The organism is Serratia sp. H1w, assembly GCF_000633355.1.
GTDB lineage: Bacteria > Pseudomonadota > Gammaproteobacteria > Enterobacterales > Enterobacteriaceae > Chania.
In genome coordinates, this window is sequence record NZ_AYMQ01000054.1 from 170,621 (window position 1) to 189,967 (window position 19,347).

Consider the following 19,347-nt stretch of genomic DNA (forward strand, 5'->3'; position numbering starts at 1 on the left):
GTCTTAGCCAGGCTTGCGGTTATGATTATTGTTATTTATCCCCACCGCTGGAAGCACGAGTGGGGTAGTTGTGAACGCTTAAGCTTGAGAAAACTGCGGCAGCCATGCCTGGTTGATGCTGAGCACTTCGTCCAATATGGTTTGTGCTTCATTGACATCGCCAACCAACGGATTGGCCACCAAGGCCAGCAATGCCTGCTGTTTATCGCCCTTGACCGCCGCCTCAATGGTCAACCTCTCATAGTCTTTCACCTGCTGGGTCAGGCCATTCATCAGCGGCGGCAATGCGCCGAAGGCCAGAGGATGCGCCCCTTGTGCATCGATCACACAGTTGATTTCGACCACCGCATCGTCCGGCAGACCCTGGATTGCCCCACGATTCTGGGTATTGACCACCATCTGGCTGCCCAGATTATTGTGCAGCGCGTTGATCAGCTCGATGGCCACCTCCGAGTAATAGGCCCCGCCGCGGAAGCTGAGCTGTTCCGGCTTATGATCCAGCGCCGGATCGGCATACAGTTCGAACAGTTCTGCCTCCACCTTCATCACCTGCTCGGCCCGGGTGCCTTTGCCTTTGGCCGACTCCAGCTCCTTTGCCAGCATGGTACGGGTCTGCCAGAAATAGCGGTGGTAAGGGCAGGGGATCACCTTCAGCGCCCGTAGAAACTCCGGGGGCCAAGGCGTGGCCTTGATGTTGTTCATCGACAGGGATTCGCCATCGCACATCAGCTCAATGACCTGTTCGGTGACATCCTGCCCGTCTGCCAATACCCGGTGCACCCAGACCATATGATTGAGCCCGGCAAAGCTCAGCGCAACGCGTTCACGCGGCAGCTGTAACATACTGGCGATCATATGGTGCATGGTGATCGGCACATTGCATAAACCAATAATCTTGGCTTTGCTGTAACGGGCTACGGCTTCGGTAACCATCCCCGCCGGATTGGTGAAGTTGATGATCCAGGCGTCTGGTGCCAGGCGTTCTACCCGCTGAGCGATATCCAATAGCACCGGGATGGTACGTAACGCCTTGGCAAAGCCACCGACGCCGGTGGTTTCCTGCCCCAACATCAGATGCTGCAGGCCGAGTCGTTCATCGGCAGCGCGGGCGGGCAGTTGGCCGACACGCAACTGAGTCAGTACATAGCTGGCTCCGCTGATGGCGGCATCCAGTTCAAAATGCACCGTGACTTTCACCTGCTCCAACCCTTGATGGCGCAACATGCGGCGAGCCAGCCCGGCGATAATTTCCACCTTATGCCGCCCACCTTCCACATCGGCCAGTGCCAGCTCGCTGAGAGGCAGTGTGGCATGGCGGGCAATCAGCCCTTCAATCAGTTCCGGGGTATAGCTGCTGCCCCCACCAACGACGGTAATTTTCATCGGGTTGCTCCCACGGCTACGGGTAAACGGCGGTAAAGCTCGATCATGTCCTGCGCCAGATCCTGGATCACCATCGCGTTCATCAGGTGGTCCTGAGCATGTACGGTAATCAGGGTAACGGTCAGTTTGCCGCAGCCTTCGTCCAGCCCGATCAGCTCGGTCTGTTTGGCATGGGCCAGTTTGACGGCGCAGTGTGACTCGGCCATGGCGCTAGTTGCCTGGGAAAAGTCGCCCTGACGAGCATAACGTAAGGCACTTAACGCGCTGCTGCGGGCGCTGCCAGCCTGTACCAGCAGCTCCATAATGGTTTCTTCCATGCCGCTCTCCTGTTGAGGGTGGATGAGGGGAAAAGGGCGGGCGTCAGGCCATCAGGGCAATGGCTTTATCCAGCACCTTGTCGCCGCGCATGGTGCCGTAATCCATCATGTCGATCACCGCGACCGGCTTGCCAAGCGGGGCGGCCAGTGCCGCAAGGCGTTGGAACTCATACTGCACCTGCGGGCCGAGCAGCACGATATCGGCATTGGCGAGCAGGCTTTCGATCTCGGAAACCGGCACGGCTTCGATCTCCAGCGCTAAGGCACGCTTGGTGGCTTCGGTTTTCATTTTCTGCACCAGCATGCTGGTGGACATGCCAGCGGCACAGCACAACACAATTTTCTGCATGGAATTCCCCTTGGTGTTTTCGATGGTGACGAACTTTGCTGTGAAAAGTTATTTCACGTTGCGGGGATAAAATGAATTGTTATTGAAAATAATTTTCACGAATGTGATGGATGTTGCGTTTCTGTGTCACTGCATGTAATCGAGAATAGGATAATATTATACTTATCATTGCATTAGGTTGTTTCTGGCTGCTTTTAGGGGCAAAAGTAAAAATTGAAAAATATTTTCAAGGCTTTATCATGGAGCGATTGCACCATGCCTGTCAGCCGAACATATGCCCATTTACGCCCGCAAATTCGGCATCAGTTCAGTGCGTCATTTTTCATCCTGGTTCAGGGAGCCTCATTGCATGGATATTGTTTACCAGATCGAACAGGGGTTACCCCGTCTGTCGGCGCGTGATTCGCGCTTGGCCCGTTTTATTCTGGATAACCTGAATTTTGTCTCTGGGGCGACCTTCGAAGAGTTGGCGGCGCGTGCCGGTGTCAGTAACCAACTGCTCAATCAGTTTGCGCAGAGCTTTGGTTGCAGCGATCTCAACGAATTTATCGGCCGGGTACGGGTTCATCAGCAAGACAAGAGCGGTGCTGAAGAGCGAGTCGTCACCCCGCGCATCATGGGGGATGTTGCCTGGCTGGATGATTCCACCATTGAAAAACTGGCGGCACGGGCGGGTATCGGCCACGAGGTACTGGATCGTTTTTCGCATTCCATTGGCCGTGAAACCTTTGGCGATATCCTGTTTGAGATCCGTGCGCGTATTCACGAGCTCAGCCAGCAGGAAACCCGGGTAGCACAGGCCATTCTGGCCGATGTCGCCTTTGCCTCTTCGGCCACTATCGAACAGCTGGCGGTGTCTGCCGGGGTGAGCCCTGCCACTATCACCCGTTTTGCCCGCTCCGTCGGTTGTGATGATATTCGCGATCTGCGCATGAAGCTGGCGCAGGCCAGCGGTGCTAACCAGAACCCTGCACTTGCCGAGGTTACGGACGGTTTGCCTGCGCCGTGGGCACAGCGAGTGAACACGCTCAACCAGCAATTGATTACCCAGCTTGGTCAGACCCCGGTAGCGTCGTTGGAACGAGCGGCTACGGCGCTGCGCCAGGCAACGGCCATCCATATCTTCAGCGCTAACGCGGTGGATGCGCCTTTTGCCAACCTGCTGCAATACCGCCTGTTGACCCTCGGGCGGCCAGCCAACCTGTGCCAGGATCCGGCATTGATGAGTATGACCGCCTCGATGCTGGATCAACGCCAGGCACTGCTGGTGATTGCCGGTGGGCAACCGGGCAGTGCGTTAATCAACGCGGTACATCAGGCAAGGCTGCAAGGTGTGGCGGTGATCGCGTTGGCACAGCCTGAAACTGCTCTGACTCGGCGTGAGGATATTGTGTTGCCGGTGCAGGATAATCAGCACGGAACCTTACTGGCCATCGAACTGTTATGCGAAGCCGTGGCTGACAGTATGTAACCTTCGTTATCTTGAGGGACTGGACGATTAATTTCGTTTTTCACCCGCTTGTTTTTTCTGCAGGCTTACGACACTATCTTTGGCAAAATTCACTCAGGATCAGAGTGAATACCGGACATAGGTAGGGACATTCTTTGAAAAAACTCCTCTTGGCTGCGCTGGTCGCCGCCACCGCTGGCACCAGCCCCACAGTCATGGCCTCTTTTGATGAAATCAGCTGCCGCTGGAGCGACTACTGCGCAATGAGTGGCGTGCCTTATCTGGCTGCCGAAAATGATACTCGTATCAATCTGCTGATGTTGACGGCGGGAATGCGTAATATGCCCATGGTGCTGTCGTCAGTACCGCAAGAGATTGGCCGCAGCAGAGGATACACTTTTGGCGTGTTCTCTGGTGAAGCAACGCCTGCAGCCGATCAGGCCACCTCACCAGGCCAAACCACCGCGCCGCAGGATGATCCGCTCAATGCACAGGCATTAAGCCTGGGCATTAAACCGTCGGGGTTAAGCGGTTTTTCAGGAGAAAATGAAGGCCGTTGGATCTCCAATAATCCGCTGTCACTCAGCCAATTTTTCCAGGCGTTGCTGGACGATCGGCAGCTGGATCAGGCCGAACGCGATTTGCTGGCGCTACGCCGGGCCAAAATTTACCGGGGTGAGGCACAGCCGGAGCAATTTTTACCGCTGATGGAGAACTATGCCGCAGGTTCTCATGCCGCGGCGTTCAGAGACTACCTGAGCAGCGCGGAACAGTTTTACCATGGGCAATTTACCGACGCGGATACCGGATTCCAGCGGCTGAAAGAGTCGGATCAAAAGTGGGTGGCGGAAACCGCCACTTATATGTTGTTCCGAGTAGCCTTGAACCAGATCACTGAGAATGCCGAGGATCAGTACGGCATGTTCGATCCGCTGCGGGCCAATAAAGAAGCGGGCGCTCAGGCATTGCAACGCGCACAGGCCTATCTGGCCGCTTATCCCAACGGCGAATATGTGGATTCCGTGCAGGGATTACAGCGTCGGGTGAATTGGTATCTGTCCGATTGGCCACGCCTGGCGCAGCTCTATGAAAGCGAGATCACTGCGGCCACCGATATCACCACGCTTGGCGCAATGGTTGATGAAGGGGATCAAATCCTGCTGAGCCGCTATATTCCCTATGACAGCGCAGAGCAACCCTTTATCAGCAGCGCCGATGCCCCGTTGTTAACCTTCATCCAGACCATGAAGTGGCTGCGCCAATACAATCTCGACAACCCGTCGATGCCGAAAGTGACCGATGAGATGCTGCAAGGCTACAAGCCGATGTTTGTGGCCGCCAATCAGCTCCCGCTCTGGGAATATATGCATAACGCCTGGCTGTTCTATCAGCAAAAGGATTATGCGGCGGTCACCAAGGCGATCCAGCCAGCGGCACAGTTGGCAGCGAACGATCTTATCGCGTTCAGCCAGCAGATCCTGTATGGCGACGCGCTGATGAAGCAGGAGAACTGGCAGGGGGCCGAGGACCATTGGCGTCATTTGCTCGGCCTGAAGCTTTCCCCTTATCAGCAACAGTATATGCAGTTGATGTTGGGCACCGCCCTGGTACAGGAAAATAAAGCCGCCGCAATTTTTGCGCCAGACAGCCCAATCAATAACCTGCGTTACCGCTCCGTGGTGCTCAAGACCCTGGCGAACAAAGCGTTGCTGCAACAGCAAGCCGCTGGTGCGCCCAACGATGAAGAAAAGACTATCGCTCTGCATACGCTGTTATTCAAGGACTTGATGGTGGGCGACTATCAAGGGTTTATTGACGACAGTCAGCTGAAAAAAAATATCAAGCAAACGCCAGACCCGCAGGTATTTGGCGACGTGGCGCTCAGCATATTCGATTGGAACGGCAGTCAGACCGAACCTGGGTATTTCTGTGCATCCCTGGACTCTAACGTTGCCGTCTTGGCGAAGAACAAGACCGATCCGCACGCCATGAACTGCGTGGCAGAGTTCTTGCGTACCACCTTTGCCGATATTAATACCGAAGCGGAAATGGGAGCCAATGAACAGTTGGATGAGTTGGCAAGGGCCGAACTGGATAAAGATAAAGCGCACGGCAGATTAAAATATTATCAGCAAGTGATCGCCGATCCCAAGGCCGAGCCGGAAGATAAAACCTATGCGCTCTACCGGGCGGTGATGTGTTTCTCTCCTTCAGGCTACAACAGCTGCGATCGGCAGGAAATCTCACAGAAAACCCGTCAGCGTTGGTTTAGCCTGTTGAAGAGCCAGTACAAAGGTAACCAATGGGAACAACAGCTCAAATACTATTGGTGATGCGGCTATGGCTGCTGCTGTGGTTGCCGTTTGCTGCAACCGCCGCAGCGGCGTCGTCTGTGAACGCGCAGGATTACCGTGCGTTCTGGCTGTGGTCCGGCGTCTTGGCGCAGCCTGCGTTGCAGCAGGCCGATCTGCTCTATCTTCATCAGGGCGAGATCGTAAATGGCCGCCAGGGCGCTCGTTTCCTGAAGTTAGGGCTGCCGCTGAGCAAGCTCCAGGCTCCTGCCGTCTGGATCACCGTACGTGTCGCTACTCTGGATATGTCCGACGAGGTATTGGCCTCGGCGGTGCGTTTGCCGGCCCGTTGGGCTGCGGCAGGCAACCGGGTGGTGGGGCTACAAATCGACTTTGATGCGGCAACCTATCAGTTGGACAAGTACGCGGCCTTTCTCGACAAGCTGCGTGACCAGTTACCGAAAGAATATGCACTGGGAGTCACCGGTCTGCTCGATTGGGCCAAGACTGGCAACGTCGGCCAGTTGAATGCATTGCCGATCGATGAGCTGGTGATCCAAACCTATCAAGGGCGGCGTACGGTCACGGAGTATGAACGCTATCTTCCTGCACTGCTTAAGCTACAAATCCCCTTCAAAATTGGTCTGGTGCAGCAGGGCGACTGGAACCCCGAGTGGCAACAGCGGTTGGCTGCATCGCCTTATTATCGCGGCGAGGTGGTTTTTCTGTTGAATACTGGCCTGTAGAATTGCAAAAGATAACAGTTGGAGTTAATCCTACTAGCCTAAATCGAACAACTTGCACTAAGGCAAAGAGTTGTAGGAGATTAAAATGATTAGCTTTACGGCCAGTCAGGCCAAAACCCAGTTTGAAGAAATGATGGCTAAAGCCCTGTTTGAGCCGCTCTATATCACCCAAAACGGTGAACCCTCTGTAGTGATCATGCCTGTTGAAGACTACCATCTATTTGAAGAGCTTAAACTACAAAGCCTGCGTACCAAGCTTGAGCGATCCATTGCTCTGGCCGAGGCTGACCAGTTGCATGATGGCGTGCAGGTATTTGACGAACTGATGAAGGATCTGTGATAGCGGGCCACCTGTTAAAGTTGTTATTAAACCATCGGCTATGAGCATTGAGTGTAATATCCAACGGCAGCGGCTTACTGCCAGAAACTGTCATTAGCGCAGGTTATTGTTGGTTTTTACGGCTAGGACAATCCTGAAAATTGTTCTCCCTCACTGACAAGGAAACCGCGATGATACGTGCGATGACGCTGCTTACCGAAAACTTCTCCGATTGGGAAACCGCTTTAATCAATTCGACGGGGCGCGGCTATTTCGGTTTTGATTGCCGTTTTGCTACCCCAGGCGGCACCACTGTTACCTCTTCCGGCGGTATGCGGGTTTCCCCTCATCTGGCAATAGAAGCCATCCAGCTCAATGATATCGATCTGCTGATTGTCTGCGGGGGCACTATCTGGCAGACCGAGCAAGCACCGGATGTCACCGCTTTAGTGGCTGCGGCCCATCAAAACCAGGCCGTCGTTGCAGGGATATGTGATGGCACTCGAGTACTGGCGCAGGCGGGGGTGCTTGACGCGGTTCGCCATACCTCCAATTCGGCAGAGAACCTGTCGGGCCTGAACTATGGTGGGGCGGCGTATTACCAGGATGTGCCTTATGCTGTCGCCGATCGGCGGGTTATTACGGCACCCGGTACTGCACCGGTCAGCTTTATGGCTGCAATATTGCGCACGTTGGCAATCGAAGATGAAAACCTCAATGCCTACCTTGCGATGCATGCCGCAGAACATCGCAAGACAAGCTAACCCACTGTGATAAATAGCCCCTATGGCCATATCACGTGAATGACACTGTTGCTTAATTTGTAGGGGTCGAACATGTTCGACCCTGGCCAATCCACTGATTATCAAGGCGGGCGCAGCATGCAGCGCCCCTACTCTGTGAGGCCGACATATGTTTGTCAGTAATCTCAGATAGGCTCTCGCTGGCCGAGGGTGTCTGGTTGTTTATGCGCAGGCAAGGTTGCATAAGAACGGGATCTTCCCCCTAGTTGCACCGGAGAGATGAAGTTGGTTTCTGCGGGCACCTTTGGTTGCAGTGGCAAGCCCGGCAGATTGACGGATGATCGCTCGTTCAGATAATGCCCTCCCCCTTGCAGCAGCCATTGATACAGCTCCTGATTACATCTGAAATTCAGCTTACGCATGGCGTTTTGCTTATGAGCATTGGCGGTTTTATTGCTGATTTGCAAATAGTTGCCGGTATCCTGCCCGTTCATACCCATGTGTATACACCGTAAAACGTCCTCTTCCCGTGACGTCAACGGATACATACACGAGCAAACGTGGCTGGACGACATGGGTGACTCGAAGGACGAAAACAGGACGCTATCCAACCTCTCGAATAATGCGGACAGAGGCTGGTGACGGTACAGCGCCCTGGTATTGCATTTTTCACAATGGACTCTTGGCCTTAGCTGATTTTTGTTGCGTCCCTGCTCGGTAATAAAGAACACCATCGGATGGTATTGCCGCGCTTGTAAGCGGTAATGCCACGGGTAGCTGGTGACCATATCACCCAAAAAAATAATATCGATATCGCTGCCAACCTGTGTTTCTTCAAGCAGGTGGATATTCTGCTGGCGGGCTTGAAAAAAGGCTTGCAGCCCCAGGCCCAGGCCATAGGTAAAATATCGGTCAGCATCGATGATCATGATGGAAAGAGCTTGTTTCATGGCCTGAGTTCCTTTCAACCAACGTGTCCGCCCTACGCAAGTCGCAGCGGCAGACTCGGGGATAAATGTCAGTAGAGAAATGGCTAGTGGTTGTCAGTAGATAGTGTGTTTAACCTTCCGCAGCAACGGGTTCTTTTTCCCTTTTGGCTTGATGTTTAGGTAATAGAGATGGCTCAGCAATGTACCAGCGTAAACTGTTATTCAGCGCGCCAGAGGTAACATAAGCTTTTTTGTTTTCAACCAATCGCAGCAGATAGTAACGAGCCAGGTATATTGTTGTCTCAGAGTATTCTGCAATTTCTCGTGTTTTTGGCCATTGAGTTTGTGGGGGAACGCCTGTGTGAATGTCGCGCTTGCAAAGGGCTTGTAGAGCATTAAAAACATTATTAAGCTGATTTTCCCTTTCTTTATTGGTGCGATAAGACATGTCACTACCTCCTTTTAATGCGTCTTGATAGGGGCCATTCGAAATGGAATAATCCTACTCTGCTTACTTCTCTTGCTAACTTTCTCTAGGTGATAACAGGGGAATACTGTCAGAATCAGAACCCCCATTTCTTCCCGATGAGGCGTCAGTTTACCATTCTAAGCTATCACGGACTATTGTTTCGTGAAAATCAAATTTACGATCAATGAGTTCGCAAATTAGACATTTTGTAGCATAAAATACTGGGTAAATCGTTTTTGCGACCGAAGTCGTCGCAATAAGAATATTCTCGCATATATTTAAGTTTTTTATTGCGAAATTGCGCTGTTTGGAAAACAACCCTTTCAAATTTTAAAGGTATTTGCAATAATTTTTTGGCGACAGGAGATGAGGTTGTCCGATGGAGTGGTCTGAGAATTTTCCCATCATAAATAGGCTTGTTCAATATTTAAATTGACACGTGGCGGGTTTTTGATTGCGATTCTCTCTATTCAAGGCTGTCGTATAAAGTTGTATTTTAATAATTCGCTTTATTCATCGGATGAAGCGCCGGAAAAGTGTTGTCTTTTCTGGTGAGCTGCCCCTTCGCAAACAAGGGGAAGGAAAGGGATGCCTTCTTTTATGTCAAATGAAAGGATGCTGCCTGATATATCAATGACCGTCAAAATAAAACAGCGTTGTGCTGATGGGCACCGACTTTATTGTGCGGGGTAAATATATCTGGATTTCTCGTTAAATTAACGTTTTAAGGATAAAGAAAACATGAAACTGACTAACATTGCGCTGGCTACGATTTTGTCTCTGGGTATGGTATCTATGGCCAACGCCGATGCGGGTTCTGGTAAGGTAACATTCGACGGTAAAATCATTGATGCACCTTGCTCTATCGCACCAGAAAGCATCGACCAGACCAAGAGCTTTGGTCAGGTAGCGAATGTGGCGCTGGTGAATGGCGGCAAATCCAGTGTTGTGAACTTTGATATCAAACTGCAAGGTTGCGACATCTCTAGCAAGAACAAAGTACAAGTGACCTTCAGTGGCCCAAATGGCGGCGCAACGGGTAACACCAATACCCTGCTGGCTATCACTGGCATCGCTAAAGGCGCAAGCATCGCTATGTTCGACGGTTCTAACCAGCCTATCACTCTGGGTACTGCGACCACCGTACAGAACCTGCAGACTGGGGCTAATACTTTGAGCTTCTCTGCTTATCTGCAAGGTCACGCCGGTACTACGTTGACGGATATCGTTGAAGGTGACTTCACTTCAACAACCAACTTTACCCTGGCATATAACTAATAGTTGATATGACTGCATGCGGTTTCCGCATGCAGTTTTTGCTGTCCTTGTTCATTACGGGAGCCAGGGATGTCGGCGAATACCTTTACCGCTACCTCGTTGTTTTTATTGGTGAGTGTTGTGACTGCTCTGCCGGCTTGGGCGGGGAGCCAACTCAGCATGAACGGGGCGATAGTGGCTACTGCCTGCGATATTGATACCACCAGTCGAGACCAGACCGTGGATATGGGAACACTTCCCTTCGATCGGATTGTTAATGACAGCCAGGCATTGGCACAGCCATTCAGTATTCGGCTGGTGAACTGCACGTTAAAACATACCGGGGATAACATTTTGGGCAAACAGCATTTCCGGGTCACGTTTGACGGTCGCAATGAAGACGGGCGTTTCGGCGTTGAAGGTGCGGCGCGCGGTGTGGCGCTAGTGCTGAGTGATACGCAGGGGAACGAGGCCGTTCCAGGTAAAGAGCTACCAACGCAAACGCCAGTGTTGCAGGGCAAGGAAATGCGGCTGAATTACACCGCACGCATGGTAAGCAACAACCAACCGTTGCAGACCGGCACTTATAGTGCCCAGGTGCGCTACCAGTTGGACTATCACTGAACAGCGGGCTGACGAGCTAATGGACGGTCAGTACGCCAAGACAGATTTACTTCCCCGGCAGGGTATCCCCTTTAATAACAACCATAACGCCCGGGAAAGTTATAACGCATAAAGGTCAATGGATGATGAGCACCCCACTTGCAGGAGTACAGGTTCCGCGCACCCGCCTGTTGCCGCTGTTGATCGCGCTGGCACTGGTGAATGGCCAGGTTTCAGCCGCCAAACCCATCGAATTCAATACCGACGTGCTCGATATTCAGGAGCGCGGCAATATCGATTTAGGGCGTTTTTCCCGTGGCGGTTACGTGATGCCGGGCGACTACAGTTTGCTGATCAACGTTAATCAGCAGGAACTGCCGGAACAATCGATCTCATTTTATCCGACGGAACAAGATCCGAACGTGACCGAAGCCTGTCTGTCTGCCGCCTTGGTGGAGCAGATGGGGCTCAAGGAAGAGTTTACCCGTCAACTGACCTGGTGGCACAACGGGCAGTGTCTGATGCTCGGCAGCCTGAAAGGGATGACGGTGCGCCCTGATCTGGGTAGCAATACCCTCTATCTCAGCATTCCGCAGGCCTATCTGGAGTACAGCTCTCCCGATTGGGATCCGCCGGCGCGCTGGGATAACGGCATTCCTGGGCTGTTACTGGATTACAACCTCAATGCCCAAAGCCAGCGTCAGCAGCAGAACGACGGCGCCGAGAAAGGCTACAACCTGAACGGTAACGGGGTGGTGGGCGCCAATGCGGGAAGCTGGCGGTTGCGTGCAAGTTGGCAAACACAGATCGAACACCAGACTGGCTCGGGGCAGCCAAGCACGCAGCAGTTTGAGTGGACACAATATACCGCTTACCGGGCGATCGCGCAGTTGCGCGCCAAATTGACGGTGGGTGAAGACTTCCTGAACTCCGATATCTTCGACAGTTTCCGTTACACCGGGCTTAGCTTGGTGAGTGATGACGCAATGCTGCCCCCTAACCTGCGTGGTTATGCGCCGGAAGTGAGCGGTGTGGCGCGTACCAACGCCAGGGTCGTGGTCAGCCAGCAGGGAAGGGTGCTGTATGAAGCGCTGGTCCCTGCCGGGCCGTTCCGTATTCAGGATCTGAGCAATGCGGTATCGGGGCTGATGGACGTGAGGATCGAGGAGCAGGACGGTAGCGTACAGGCTTTCAGTATCAGTACGGCGAGCATCCCTTACCTGACCAGGCCGGGTATGGTGCGCTACAAGCTGGCGAGCGGGCGGCCAACCGACTGGCGGCATCGCACGCAGGGGCCGATGTTTGGCAGCGGCGAATTTTCGTGGGGCGTCAGCAATGGCTGGTCGCTGTTCGGCGGCGGCGTGGTTGCCGGCGACGAGTACAACGCGTTGGCGGTGGGTATTGGCCGCGATTTGATGGCGTTTGGCGCACTGTCGTTTGACGTGACCCAGTCGCGGGCGAGCTTGCCGCAGGGGGATACGCTGAGCGGGGGCTCCTATCGCCTGCGTTATTCGAAGAACTTCGATCAGATTGGTGGTCAGGTGACCTTTGCCGGCTACCGCTTCTCGGAACGCAACTTTATGACCATGGGCGACTTCCTGGAGCTGCGTAACCTCGGTACCCGTAGTCAGAGCGGCAAAGAGATGTACACCGTGTCCTACAGCCAGCAGTTCCGTGAAATGGGAATGACGGCCAACCTCAACTATGACCACCAAACCTATTGGGATCGGGACGCCAACGATCGCTACAGCCTGTCTCTGATGCGTTATATGAACGTTGGTCGCTTCAAGAACCTTAGCCTGTCGCTGACCGGCTACCGCAATCAGTACAACGGGCAGAATGATGACGGGGTGTTCCTTTCTCTCTCGCTGCCTTGGGGTAACAGCGGTTCGGTGAGCTACAGCGGCACGGTGGATCGCAATGACAATACGCATCGGGTCAGCTATTCCGATCGGGTCGGCGATCGCGGCAGCTATCAGGTGAGCACTGGTTGGACACGTAAAGGTGCCTTGGCCAGTGGTTACTACAGCCATGACGCGGATTGGGCACAGATTAATGCCACCGCCAGCGCCCAATCGGGCAGCTACAGCTCGGTGGGATTGGCATTGCAAGGTGGGGTCACGGCGACTGCGGAAGGTGCGGCGATGCACCGGGTCTCTATACCGGGCGGAACCCGCCTGCTGGTTGATACCGGCGGAGTCGCCGATATCCCTATCCGCAACTACAGTTCGCCGGTGCGGACCAACCGATTCGGCAAAGCGGTGGTGGCGGACATCAACGGTTACTACCGTAACAGGGTGAATATCGATCTGGACCACCTGCCGGATAATGCCGAAGCGATGAAGTCAGTCGTGCAGGCCACGCTGACGGAAGGGGCGATAGGCTATCGCCGATTCGACGTGATTTCTGGTGAGAAGGCCATGGCGGTGATCCGTTTGGCGGACGGCACCATGCCGCCGTTCGGCGCTACGGTACAGAACCTGAAAAACCGCGAAGTGGGGATCGTCAGCGACGGCGGCAGCGTATACCTGAGCGGTATTGAGCGTGGCGAGAAGATGACGGTTCATTGGGATGACCAGGCGCAGTGCGAGTTGACCTTGCCAGCGGCATTGCCAACCAGTGGCATGAATGATCTGCTGCTGCCTTGCCGGATGATCACCCCTAAAAAGGACACCACGGACCTGGCCGCAGTACAGACAAAGGCTGAGATAACACAATGATGAGACACGACATGAACAAAGTGAATACGGGGATGGTGCTGGTCGCCGGAACCTTGTTGTGCGCACTGACGACACAGGCACACGCAGCCATTGCGCTGGATCGTACCCGGATTATCTTCCCGGGGGGCGATAAATCGGTCAGCCTGAGTGTCAACAATGACAACCCGCAACTGCCGTACCTGGCGCAGGGCTGGATAGAGGATACGAAGGGCAACAAGGTGACCAGCCCGTTAACGGTGCTGCCGCCGGTACAGCGCATCGAACCGGGTGCGAAGAGCCAAGTAAAAGTCCAGGCGTTACCTGTCTTGAGCCAATTGCCACAAGATCGCGAAACGCTGTTCTACTTTAACCTGCGTGAAATCCCGCCGAAGAGTGAGAAGGCTAACACCTTGCAACTGGCGTTGCAGACGCGCATCAAGCTGTTCTATCGGCCACAGGCGCTGGTGAAGACGATGACCGAAATGGCGACGCCGTGGCAGGACCAGCTGACGATGACCAAGCAGGGTGACAAGTACGTGGTGAACAACCCGACGCCGTACTACGTGACGCTGGTGGACGCAGGCAGCAGGCAAGGTGTGAGCGCGACGGGGTTTGAGCCACTGATGCTGGAGCCGAAAAGTAGCGCTCCTTTAGGCGTAAGTGCATCGGTATTAGGCGGGTCGCCTGTGCTGACCTACGTCAACGATTATGGCGGCCGCCCAGCGCTGACGTTCCATTGCGGTGGAACAAACTGTCAGGTTGTGCCGGTGAAGAAGGGTTAATTCAAGCCGGTCGTGCCAGGTAGCAGGGAGAGGGCGCGGGTCAGGTCAGCAAGGAGAGAACGTATGCAACAATATTATCCTGTTCCTGGCAAGCATCGCCGGGTGGGCATGTCGGGGTACTGTCTTGCGGGGGCGCTATTAAGTGCCTTGCTGACGAGCGTTCCGGCCAGCGCGTTGCCGGTGAATATCAGGGGAACCATTATACTGCCACCGCCTTGTACGATTAATAATAATCAAACCATTCGGGTGGATTTTGGCGATGAAGTGATGACTATCCGGATTGATGGCGTCAACTATAAGCAGACCATTGTCTATAGCCTGGATTGCGACATCCAGAAATCCAACGATCTGAAAATGAGTATTCAGGGCGGCACGGCTGGCTTTGGCACCGGATTGTTAAGCACTAATAAAAGCGATCTGGGCATCGCTTTGTACTATGGGACGCAACAGCTAAATATCAATACCTGGTTTAACTACAGCTATCCCAATAAGCCGGTGTTGTATGCGGTGCCGGTCAAGCGTAGCGGGGCCACTCTGACGGGGGGCGAATTTACCGCCTCTGCGACGTTATTAATTGATTACCAGTAAGGGAGCATAAGATATGCGAATTCTACTGTTATCCCTACTGGCTGCGGGTATAAGCGGCTTTTTACCTGCGGTATTTGCCGCTGGGGGCGATATGGAGTTTCGGGGAACGCTGCTTGAGCCACCGCCTTGTACCATCAATAGTGGTAATAATATCATCGTTGATTTTGGCCTTAAGGTCGGTGTCAAAAAAGTGGATGGCGTCAACTATATGCAGGACATTAATTACGATCTGGTCTGTGAGCCAAATACTCACAGCTGGGCGTTGAAATTGAAGTTGACGGGAAACCCCATCTCTTTTGATAACGCGGCGGTGCAAACCAATATTAACGGACTGGGGATTAAAATCCTGCGTGACGGCCAGCCCTTTGTGCTTGGCAGTGAAATAACCATCACGCCGGCCAGTAAACCCCAACTTAAGGCCGTTCCGGTGCAACAGGCGGGTATCGTGTTAACGGAAGGCGCGTTTGAAGCAGCGGCGACGCTTCAGGCTGACTATCAATAACAGGGAGGTCATATCATGCGAATTTCGGCACTGTTACTGTCCCTGGCGGTAGGGCTTGGTGGTTTCTCCAGCATGTCTCAGGCGGTTGATAACGTACGCTTCAGGGGGGCGTTGATTGCTGACCCGTGCACATTGCGAGTCACCGATGAAAATATCACTATCGATTTTGGTTCGATCGTCGAGAAATATCTTTATCTCAACACCCGTACGCTAGGGGTGCCGCTGGTATTACATCTTGATGATTGCGATCTTAGCCTGGGAAATATGGTGAAGTTGACTTTTTCCGGTACGGAAAACAGCAGACTGAATGGCCTGTTGGCGATATCCGGGGCTAGCACGACCAGCGGTATTGGCATCGGTATTGAAACGCAACAGGGGAATAAGGTGGCGCTCAATACTGGTAGCTATAACCAAGGGCTGATCACGGGAAATAATACCATTAACCTGCGGACCTACGTGCAGGGGGAACCCGATGCGATTAACCAAAAAACCATTAACCCTGGTGAGTTTACCGCCAGCGCGACGTTCTTATTGGAATATGAGTAGCCTGTAACACGGCTTACCCTGAAATCGACGGCGTCACTAATAGGTACGCGGTAGATAAGGGATGATCACAGGGGTATTTATGCAAGCCATTAGAGTGATGCTGTTAGCTGTCATGTTACTGACAGCCTATAGTGCCAATAGCGCGATTTATTCTTATATTACTCGCAGTGAGGGTACGCCCTCAGATGCTAAATATTGGTGGACCATTGAATATTGGGACACCGTTGATGCTACGCCGAACCCCTGTTATGGGTGGTCACAATGTACCGTATTTATCGGCCACCGACATAGTGATGCTGGGGAGGCCGGCAACTGGGTCTCGGATGGTAACGAATATCTTGATGGTGTTCAGGGGTATCGGACGGTTGGCGATATAGGGGCTGCTTTTCAGCGCAGATATGCGTTGCCTCGCAGCGGCACCCAGAGCCACAACGGGCCAGCGGTGACTCAGGAATGCGTCGGGATATACTTTAAGGCGTCAACAGGCACGTCAGGTGCGTTTGGGAGCCCTATGATGGCCAGCAGTCTATGTGGGATCGTACCGCCGCCGGTGGGCAAGTGCGAGTTTACCGACACCAGCCTTGAGCTGACCCACGGCCAGGTGCAACTGAGGGATATTGAAGGACATCAGGCCCGGCAGACCGGTTATGTCCGTTGTACGCAAGAAATGGACGTGATGGTTTATCTTGCCGGGTCGGCCGGTAACGGTATGGTTAATCTGCGAAGCGATGGTAGCCTGCAAACCCGCTTGACCATTGCTGGCGTGAGTGGTTCTACCGGGGTCAGAGTACATGCTTTGGCGGGCGTCAAGATGCCGCTGGAGTTTGCTTCTACCCTGACTAAAGTGGGGGCCGTGGAGGCGGGTGATTTCTTCGGTTCGGCTACCGCGATCCTGACCATGCCATAGCGTTTTCCTGCTTGCCACGATAACTGGCTGAATCAGTGCCGTGTTGAGGTAAATTTCTGCAACTGATAGCAAACTCGATCGGTCCCCTCTCCTTTTGGGAGAGGGTTAGGGTGAGGGGCCATTAACCCACCAGCCAATTGTCAGGTTTTGCGCACCGTGAACTCCAGCGCCACGCCAATGAGCGTCATATTTCTTACCGACTGAGCTTCTGATACCGGGATCAGGTTTCCCTGAAATTTGAGCTTTTTAAACGGTCCATTGATGACAAGCTTGGCCCGAAGGTTGGGTAGCGCGTGGGGGCAAATGGGGTAAATAACCCGCCCCTTGACCACTATGGGGATTTTCCTCAGGTCGATGCGTTGCAGCACGCCAATCGAAGAATACAACACTGCCACCGGCGTGATGGAAACCATCGGCAGAGGCGTCACGCTGATGAAGTCCAGCAACAGCTCTGGTCGGAGATAATGCAAGCCTTCATGAGGTACGGTGACGCCAGTGATTTCTGGCATCGCAATAGTGTTAGGCAAAGAGGATGAGTCGGTCATGGGGTCTGCCTTTGTCTGGAGTTGCTGCTGGAGCGTTGTCTTGCCCCCACTGAACATCCCCTCTACCAAACCTCCTTTTTTGCCTCTCAAGCAAGCCCCGGTGTCAGATAATTTGGAAAACGGGATCTAGCGCACGACTCAAGGTTTCTGACCAGCTTCTAAGTTAGAGGCGCAGTGCGCTGCGCCCGTTATGGCCTGCCATCAACTATCACGATTGCCCTGCCAGACAAAAGCACTTTCCTTATCCAGCAAATAGGGGCGCAAATAGCCAACTGTGCTGCACATTGGCAAGATATCCGCTGACAGCTTTATTCCCAACGTATCGATCAGATAGGTTCTGCGCTGCTGCATCCGCTGCCATAGCTGTGGATACTGCCGTTGGATCTCCAGCTTCAATGATTCATCCGCCAGTAGCACGGTGCTTTCGGCAGATACGCCACCGAAGTTGGGCACTGAGGGAATGATATCAATCTGCAAGATCATGCCGCTCAACAGTTGTTGCTGCGAACCTTCATAAATGGGAGAGGACATCCACTCTTCTTCAGCAGTCAAGTGCCCAGGGCACAGCGACCAACCGTACTTCGATCGCGGTAATATTGTTTCCACGTGATCAAACAGCTCGCCGCCACGCATACCCACGCTAATCACTTCAAGCCAGTGGGCATAGGCTGCGAAATAGGGTTTGGAGACCGCATCTAGATAGTTTTTCGCCTCTACTGATAACTCACCATCAGCATTTACCGCGTAACCCGCCCGGCTGGAGGCCCCGCCGCGATAGCCGACGGTTAAGGAGATCGTATCACCGTACTTCACGGTGTTTGCGGTTGGGAACAGGTTGCCCTTGATAAAGCGTGGGCCGCTGGCAGCTATGGTGACGATACTCGGGTACTGGCCATAGCGCACCAGGCAATCCCCTAACGCTTGCTCTGTGACGCCAGGGGCGAGCTTATTCATGGCATCCAGAATGCAATCTGAAGCTAATGCCGCACCATATTCGTAGTGAGCCACCTCGTTGGCATTATTGACCGTTCTCACGCCGTTTTCGCCGATAAACAAATCGGTCTCATTGGATAAGCAGGCCTCATCGCCGACGATGCTACGGATGGTATCGACGATAAATGACGGCAAGTCATAGATACTTTTGTTGAGCTCCGGCCCATCGGTAAACATCTTCCAGCCAACCAGGCCGGTGCGGGCATTTTTCCGTATGCCGGCTTCAATCAGCAGTTGTTTAATCGACTTATCGTTTCTACCAGGTTGGTTAGGCAGTGAAAATTGAGAGAGGTGTACGGCTTTGGCTTGCACTCGCGCCTTGGTGACCTTATTGAGGTTCTCGTTGCCCAGTACCAGCGTCATTTCGCCATCGGCGTTGATGACCAACAGTGCCTCTTCAAAACGGGTGAAGAAACCGACCAGATATTCAAAATTGCTGCCGTGCTCCACATCACAATAAATCACCAGTTGATCAAGCCCGCGCTGCTTCATCATGTTGAGGATGTTGTTTTTTCTTTGTTGGATGGTTTCATCCGTCAGCGCAATGGGAACGCCAGAGCAGTCCTGTTGCGGCTCCTGGATTTTTTGCAATCTCACTTCGTGGTTTTTCATGCGTTCCTCTCTGGCCAAGTGTGGTTTTTGAGCAACCGAATGTGACATCGAAGATAGCATGTTTACGGCTCAGTGGACGGGCAGAAATACCGGCTTAACTCTTAAGGAGGAGGGGCTGGAGACGAGATTGTGTATTTTCCGTTTCATAACATGTCATTCAATGTGAGTTATTTTTTAGAACCCCCCATATATGTTCACCTCTAAATAACTTTTCATAATACCGCTACATGTTGGCTTGGCCAGGTTCCGACCCGGAAACGGAGGTACTGCCGATTTTTTAGTCAGTCAGCAGGTCATATTCGTTTTGCTCGGCGGTC

Annotated in this window: 20 protein-coding genes; 13 read left to right on the top strand and 7 right to left on the bottom strand. The window is 53.3% G+C overall.

Annotated elements, in window-relative coordinates:
* Positions 1 to 78: 78 nt before the first annotated feature.
* From U869_RS0112490 to U869_RS0112500, 3 genes are read right to left on the bottom strand one after another with little or no spacing between them, the layout of a single operon-like run.
* Positions 79 to 1,383, bottom strand: a complete 1,305-nt coding sequence (locus U869_RS0112490; protein ID WP_025119897.1) for a 6-phospho-beta-glucosidase — start codon at positions 1,381 to 1,383, stop codon at positions 79 to 81.
* Positions 1,380 to 1,700: a PTS lactose/cellobiose transporter subunit IIA gene (locus U869_RS0112495; protein WP_025119896.1), complete on the bottom strand. Its 321-nt coding sequence runs from the start codon at positions 1,698 to 1,700 to the stop codon at positions 1,380 to 1,382. Before U869_RS0112495 ends, U869_RS0112490 begins: the two co-directional genes overlap by 4 nt.
* 43 nt (positions 1,701 to 1,743) lie before the next feature.
* A complete protein-coding gene (locus U869_RS0112500; RefSeq protein ID WP_025119895.1) occupies positions 1,744 to 2,049 on the bottom strand; it encodes a PTS sugar transporter subunit IIB in 306 nt (101 codons plus the stop codon).
* A gap of 349 nt (positions 2,050 to 2,398) precedes the next feature.
* On the opposite strand from U869_RS0112500, the gene U869_RS0112505 reads away from it, so the two are divergent.
* The 5 genes from U869_RS0112505 (at position 2,399) to U869_RS0112525 (ending at position 7,619) form a co-directional block, all read left to right on the top strand.
* Positions 2,399 to 3,520, top strand: a complete 1,122-nt coding sequence (locus tag U869_RS0112505; RefSeq protein WP_025119894.1) for a MurR/RpiR family transcriptional regulator — start codon at positions 2,399 to 2,401, stop codon at positions 3,518 to 3,520.
* 134 nt (positions 3,521 to 3,654) lie between these two features.
* The gene (locus U869_RS0112510; RefSeq protein WP_025119893.1) at positions 3,655 to 5,832 is read left to right on the top strand and encodes a hypothetical protein; all 2,178 of its coding nucleotides are present in this window, start codon (positions 3,655 to 3,657) and stop codon (positions 5,830 to 5,832) included.
* Positions 5,802 to 6,536, top strand: coding sequence for a DUF3142 domain-containing protein (locus tag U869_RS0112515; RefSeq protein WP_025119892.1), 735 nt, complete (start codon positions 5,802 to 5,804; stop codon positions 6,534 to 6,536). The genes U869_RS0112510 and U869_RS0112515 overlap by 31 nt, the downstream gene beginning before the upstream one ends.
* An 85-nt stretch (positions 6,537 to 6,621) precedes the next feature.
* Positions 6,622 to 6,876, top strand: coding sequence for a type II toxin-antitoxin system Phd/YefM family antitoxin (locus tag U869_RS0112520; protein WP_025119891.1), 255 nt, complete (start codon positions 6,622 to 6,624; stop codon positions 6,874 to 6,876).
* A 170-nt stretch (positions 6,877 to 7,046) separates the two neighbouring features.
* A complete protein-coding gene (locus U869_RS0112525; protein ID WP_025119890.1) occupies positions 7,047 to 7,619 on the top strand; it encodes a type 1 glutamine amidotransferase family protein in 573 nt (190 codons plus the stop codon).
* Positions 7,620 to 7,783: 164 nt separating this feature from the next.
* Here U869_RS0112525 and U869_RS30030 read toward each other — a convergent pair whose 3' ends face one another.
* Both U869_RS30030 and U869_RS31430 read right to left on the bottom strand, forming a co-directional pair.
* The gene (locus U869_RS30030) at positions 7,784 to 8,548 is read right to left on the bottom strand and encodes a helix-turn-helix transcriptional regulator (protein ID WP_025119889.1); all 765 of its coding nucleotides are present in this window, start codon (positions 8,546 to 8,548) and stop codon (positions 7,784 to 7,786) included.
* Positions 8,549 to 8,657: 109 nt separating this feature from the next.
* Positions 8,658 to 8,975, bottom strand: a complete 318-nt coding sequence (locus U869_RS31430) for a FaeA/PapI family transcriptional regulator (protein ID WP_115650692.1) — start codon at positions 8,973 to 8,975, stop codon at positions 8,658 to 8,660.
* Between the two features lie 762 nt (positions 8,976 to 9,737).
* Here U869_RS31430 and U869_RS0112540 point away from each other — a divergent pair.
* The 8 genes from U869_RS0112540 to U869_RS32200 all read left to right on the top strand — a co-directional run bounded on the left by U869_RS0112540 (position 9,738) and on the right by U869_RS32200 (position 16,880).
* Positions 9,738 to 10,274 carry a fimbrial protein gene (locus U869_RS0112540; RefSeq protein ID WP_025119887.1) on the top strand — a complete coding sequence of 179 codons (537 nt, stop codon included), beginning with the start codon at positions 9,738 to 9,740 and terminating at the stop codon, positions 10,272 to 10,274.
* Between the two features lie 69 nt (positions 10,275 to 10,343).
* Complete coding sequence (locus tag U869_RS0112545) at positions 10,344 to 10,877, top strand: fimbrial protein (RefSeq protein WP_025119886.1); 534 nt, start codon at positions 10,344 to 10,346, stop codon at positions 10,875 to 10,877.
* 122 nt (positions 10,878 to 10,999) lie between these two features.
* A complete protein-coding gene (locus tag U869_RS0112550; RefSeq protein WP_157834732.1) occupies positions 11,000 to 13,576 on the top strand; it encodes an outer membrane usher protein in 2,577 nt (858 codons plus the stop codon).
* An 11-nt stretch (positions 13,577 to 13,587) separates the two neighbouring features.
* Positions 13,588 to 14,337 carry a fimbria/pilus periplasmic chaperone gene (locus tag U869_RS0112555; RefSeq protein ID WP_025119884.1) on the top strand — a complete coding sequence of 250 codons (750 nt, stop codon included), beginning with the start codon at positions 13,588 to 13,590 and terminating at the stop codon, positions 14,335 to 14,337.
* Between the two features lie 63 nt (positions 14,338 to 14,400).
* The gene (locus U869_RS0112560) at positions 14,401 to 14,925 is read left to right on the top strand and encodes a fimbrial protein (protein WP_025119883.1); all 525 of its coding nucleotides are present in this window, start codon (positions 14,401 to 14,403) and stop codon (positions 14,923 to 14,925) included.
* Positions 14,926 to 14,938: 13 nt separating this feature from the next.
* Positions 14,939 to 15,427: a fimbrial protein gene (locus U869_RS0112565; protein WP_025119882.1), complete on the top strand. Its 489-nt coding sequence runs from the start codon at positions 14,939 to 14,941 to the stop codon at positions 15,425 to 15,427.
* A gap of 15 nt (positions 15,428 to 15,442) precedes the next feature.
* On the top strand, positions 15,443 to 15,973 hold the full coding sequence (locus U869_RS0112570) for a fimbrial protein (RefSeq protein ID WP_025119881.1): 531 nt from the start codon (positions 15,443 to 15,445) through the stop codon (positions 15,971 to 15,973).
* 511 nt (positions 15,974 to 16,484) lie between these two features.
* Positions 16,485 to 16,880, top strand: coding sequence for a hypothetical protein (locus U869_RS32200; protein WP_025123981.1), 396 nt, complete (start codon positions 16,485 to 16,487; stop codon positions 16,878 to 16,880).
* Between the two features lie 140 nt (positions 16,881 to 17,020).
* On the opposite strand, the gene U869_RS0112580 is transcribed toward U869_RS32200, so the two are convergent.
* Together U869_RS0112580 and U869_RS0112585 are read right to left on the bottom strand one after the other, a co-directional pair.
* Positions 17,021 to 17,425: a hypothetical protein gene (locus tag U869_RS0112580; protein ID WP_025119879.1), complete on the bottom strand. Its 405-nt coding sequence runs from the start codon at positions 17,423 to 17,425 to the stop codon at positions 17,021 to 17,023.
* 201 nt (positions 17,426 to 17,626) lie between these two features.
* Positions 17,627 to 19,030 (bottom strand): Xaa-Pro peptidase family protein, encoded by a 1,404-nt coding sequence (locus U869_RS0112585; protein WP_025119878.1) that lies wholly within the window; start codon positions 19,028 to 19,030, stop codon positions 17,627 to 17,629.
* Between the last annotated feature and the right edge of the window lie 317 nt (positions 19,031 to 19,347).

Excerpts from the sequence above, each read along its gene's own strand:
- U869_RS0112490 (WP_025119897.1), bottom strand. The coding sequence starts at position 1,383 with ATGAAAATTACCGTCGTTGGTGGGGGCAGCAGCTATACCCCGGAACTG.
- U869_RS0112495 (WP_025119896.1), bottom strand. The coding sequence starts at position 1,700 with ATGGAAGAAACCATTATGGAGCTGCTGGTACAGGCTGGCAGCGCCCGC.
- U869_RS0112500 (WP_025119895.1), bottom strand. The coding sequence starts at position 2,049 with ATGCAGAAAATTGTGTTGTGCTGTGCCGCTGGCATGTCCACCAGCATG.
- U869_RS0112505 (WP_025119894.1), top strand. The coding sequence starts at position 2,399 with ATGGATATTGTTTACCAGATCGAACAGGGGTTACCCCGTCTGTCGGCG.
- U869_RS0112515 (WP_025119892.1), top strand. The coding sequence starts at position 5,802 with ATGGGAACAACAGCTCAAATACTATTGGTGATGCGGCTATGGCTGCTG.
- U869_RS0112520 (WP_025119891.1), top strand. The coding sequence starts at position 6,622 with ATGATTAGCTTTACGGCCAGTCAGGCCAAAACCCAGTTTGAAGAAATG.
- U869_RS0112525 (WP_025119890.1), top strand. The coding sequence starts at position 7,047 with ATGATACGTGCGATGACGCTGCTTACCGAAAACTTCTCCGATTGGGAA.
- U869_RS30030 (WP_025119889.1), bottom strand. The coding sequence starts at position 8,548 with ATGAAACAAGCTCTTTCCATCATGATCATCGATGCTGACCGATATTTT.
- U869_RS31430 (WP_115650692.1), bottom strand. The coding sequence starts at position 8,975 with ATGTCTTATCGCACCAATAAAGAAAGGGAAAATCAGCTTAATAATGTT.
- U869_RS0112540 (WP_025119887.1), top strand. The coding sequence starts at position 9,738 with ATGAAACTGACTAACATTGCGCTGGCTACGATTTTGTCTCTGGGTATG.
- U869_RS0112545 (WP_025119886.1), top strand. The coding sequence starts at position 10,344 with ATGTCGGCGAATACCTTTACCGCTACCTCGTTGTTTTTATTGGTGAGT.
- U869_RS0112550 (WP_157834732.1), top strand. The coding sequence starts at position 11,000 with ATGATGAGCACCCCACTTGCAGGAGTACAGGTTCCGCGCACCCGCCTG.
- U869_RS0112555 (WP_025119884.1), top strand. The coding sequence starts at position 13,588 with ATGAACAAAGTGAATACGGGGATGGTGCTGGTCGCCGGAACCTTGTTG.
- U869_RS0112560 (WP_025119883.1), top strand. The coding sequence starts at position 14,401 with ATGCAACAATATTATCCTGTTCCTGGCAAGCATCGCCGGGTGGGCATG.
- U869_RS0112565 (WP_025119882.1), top strand. The coding sequence starts at position 14,939 with ATGCGAATTCTACTGTTATCCCTACTGGCTGCGGGTATAAGCGGCTTT.
- U869_RS0112570 (WP_025119881.1), top strand. The coding sequence starts at position 15,443 with ATGCGAATTTCGGCACTGTTACTGTCCCTGGCGGTAGGGCTTGGTGGT.
- U869_RS32200 (WP_025123981.1), top strand. The coding sequence starts at position 16,485 with ATGATGGCCAGCAGTCTATGTGGGATCGTACCGCCGCCGGTGGGCAAG.
- U869_RS0112580 (WP_025119879.1), bottom strand. The coding sequence starts at position 17,425 with ATGACCGACTCATCCTCTTTGCCTAACACTATTGCGATGCCAGAAATC.
- U869_RS0112585 (WP_025119878.1), bottom strand. The coding sequence starts at position 19,030 with ATGAAAAACCACGAAGTGAGATTGCAAAAAATCCAGGAGCCGCAACAG.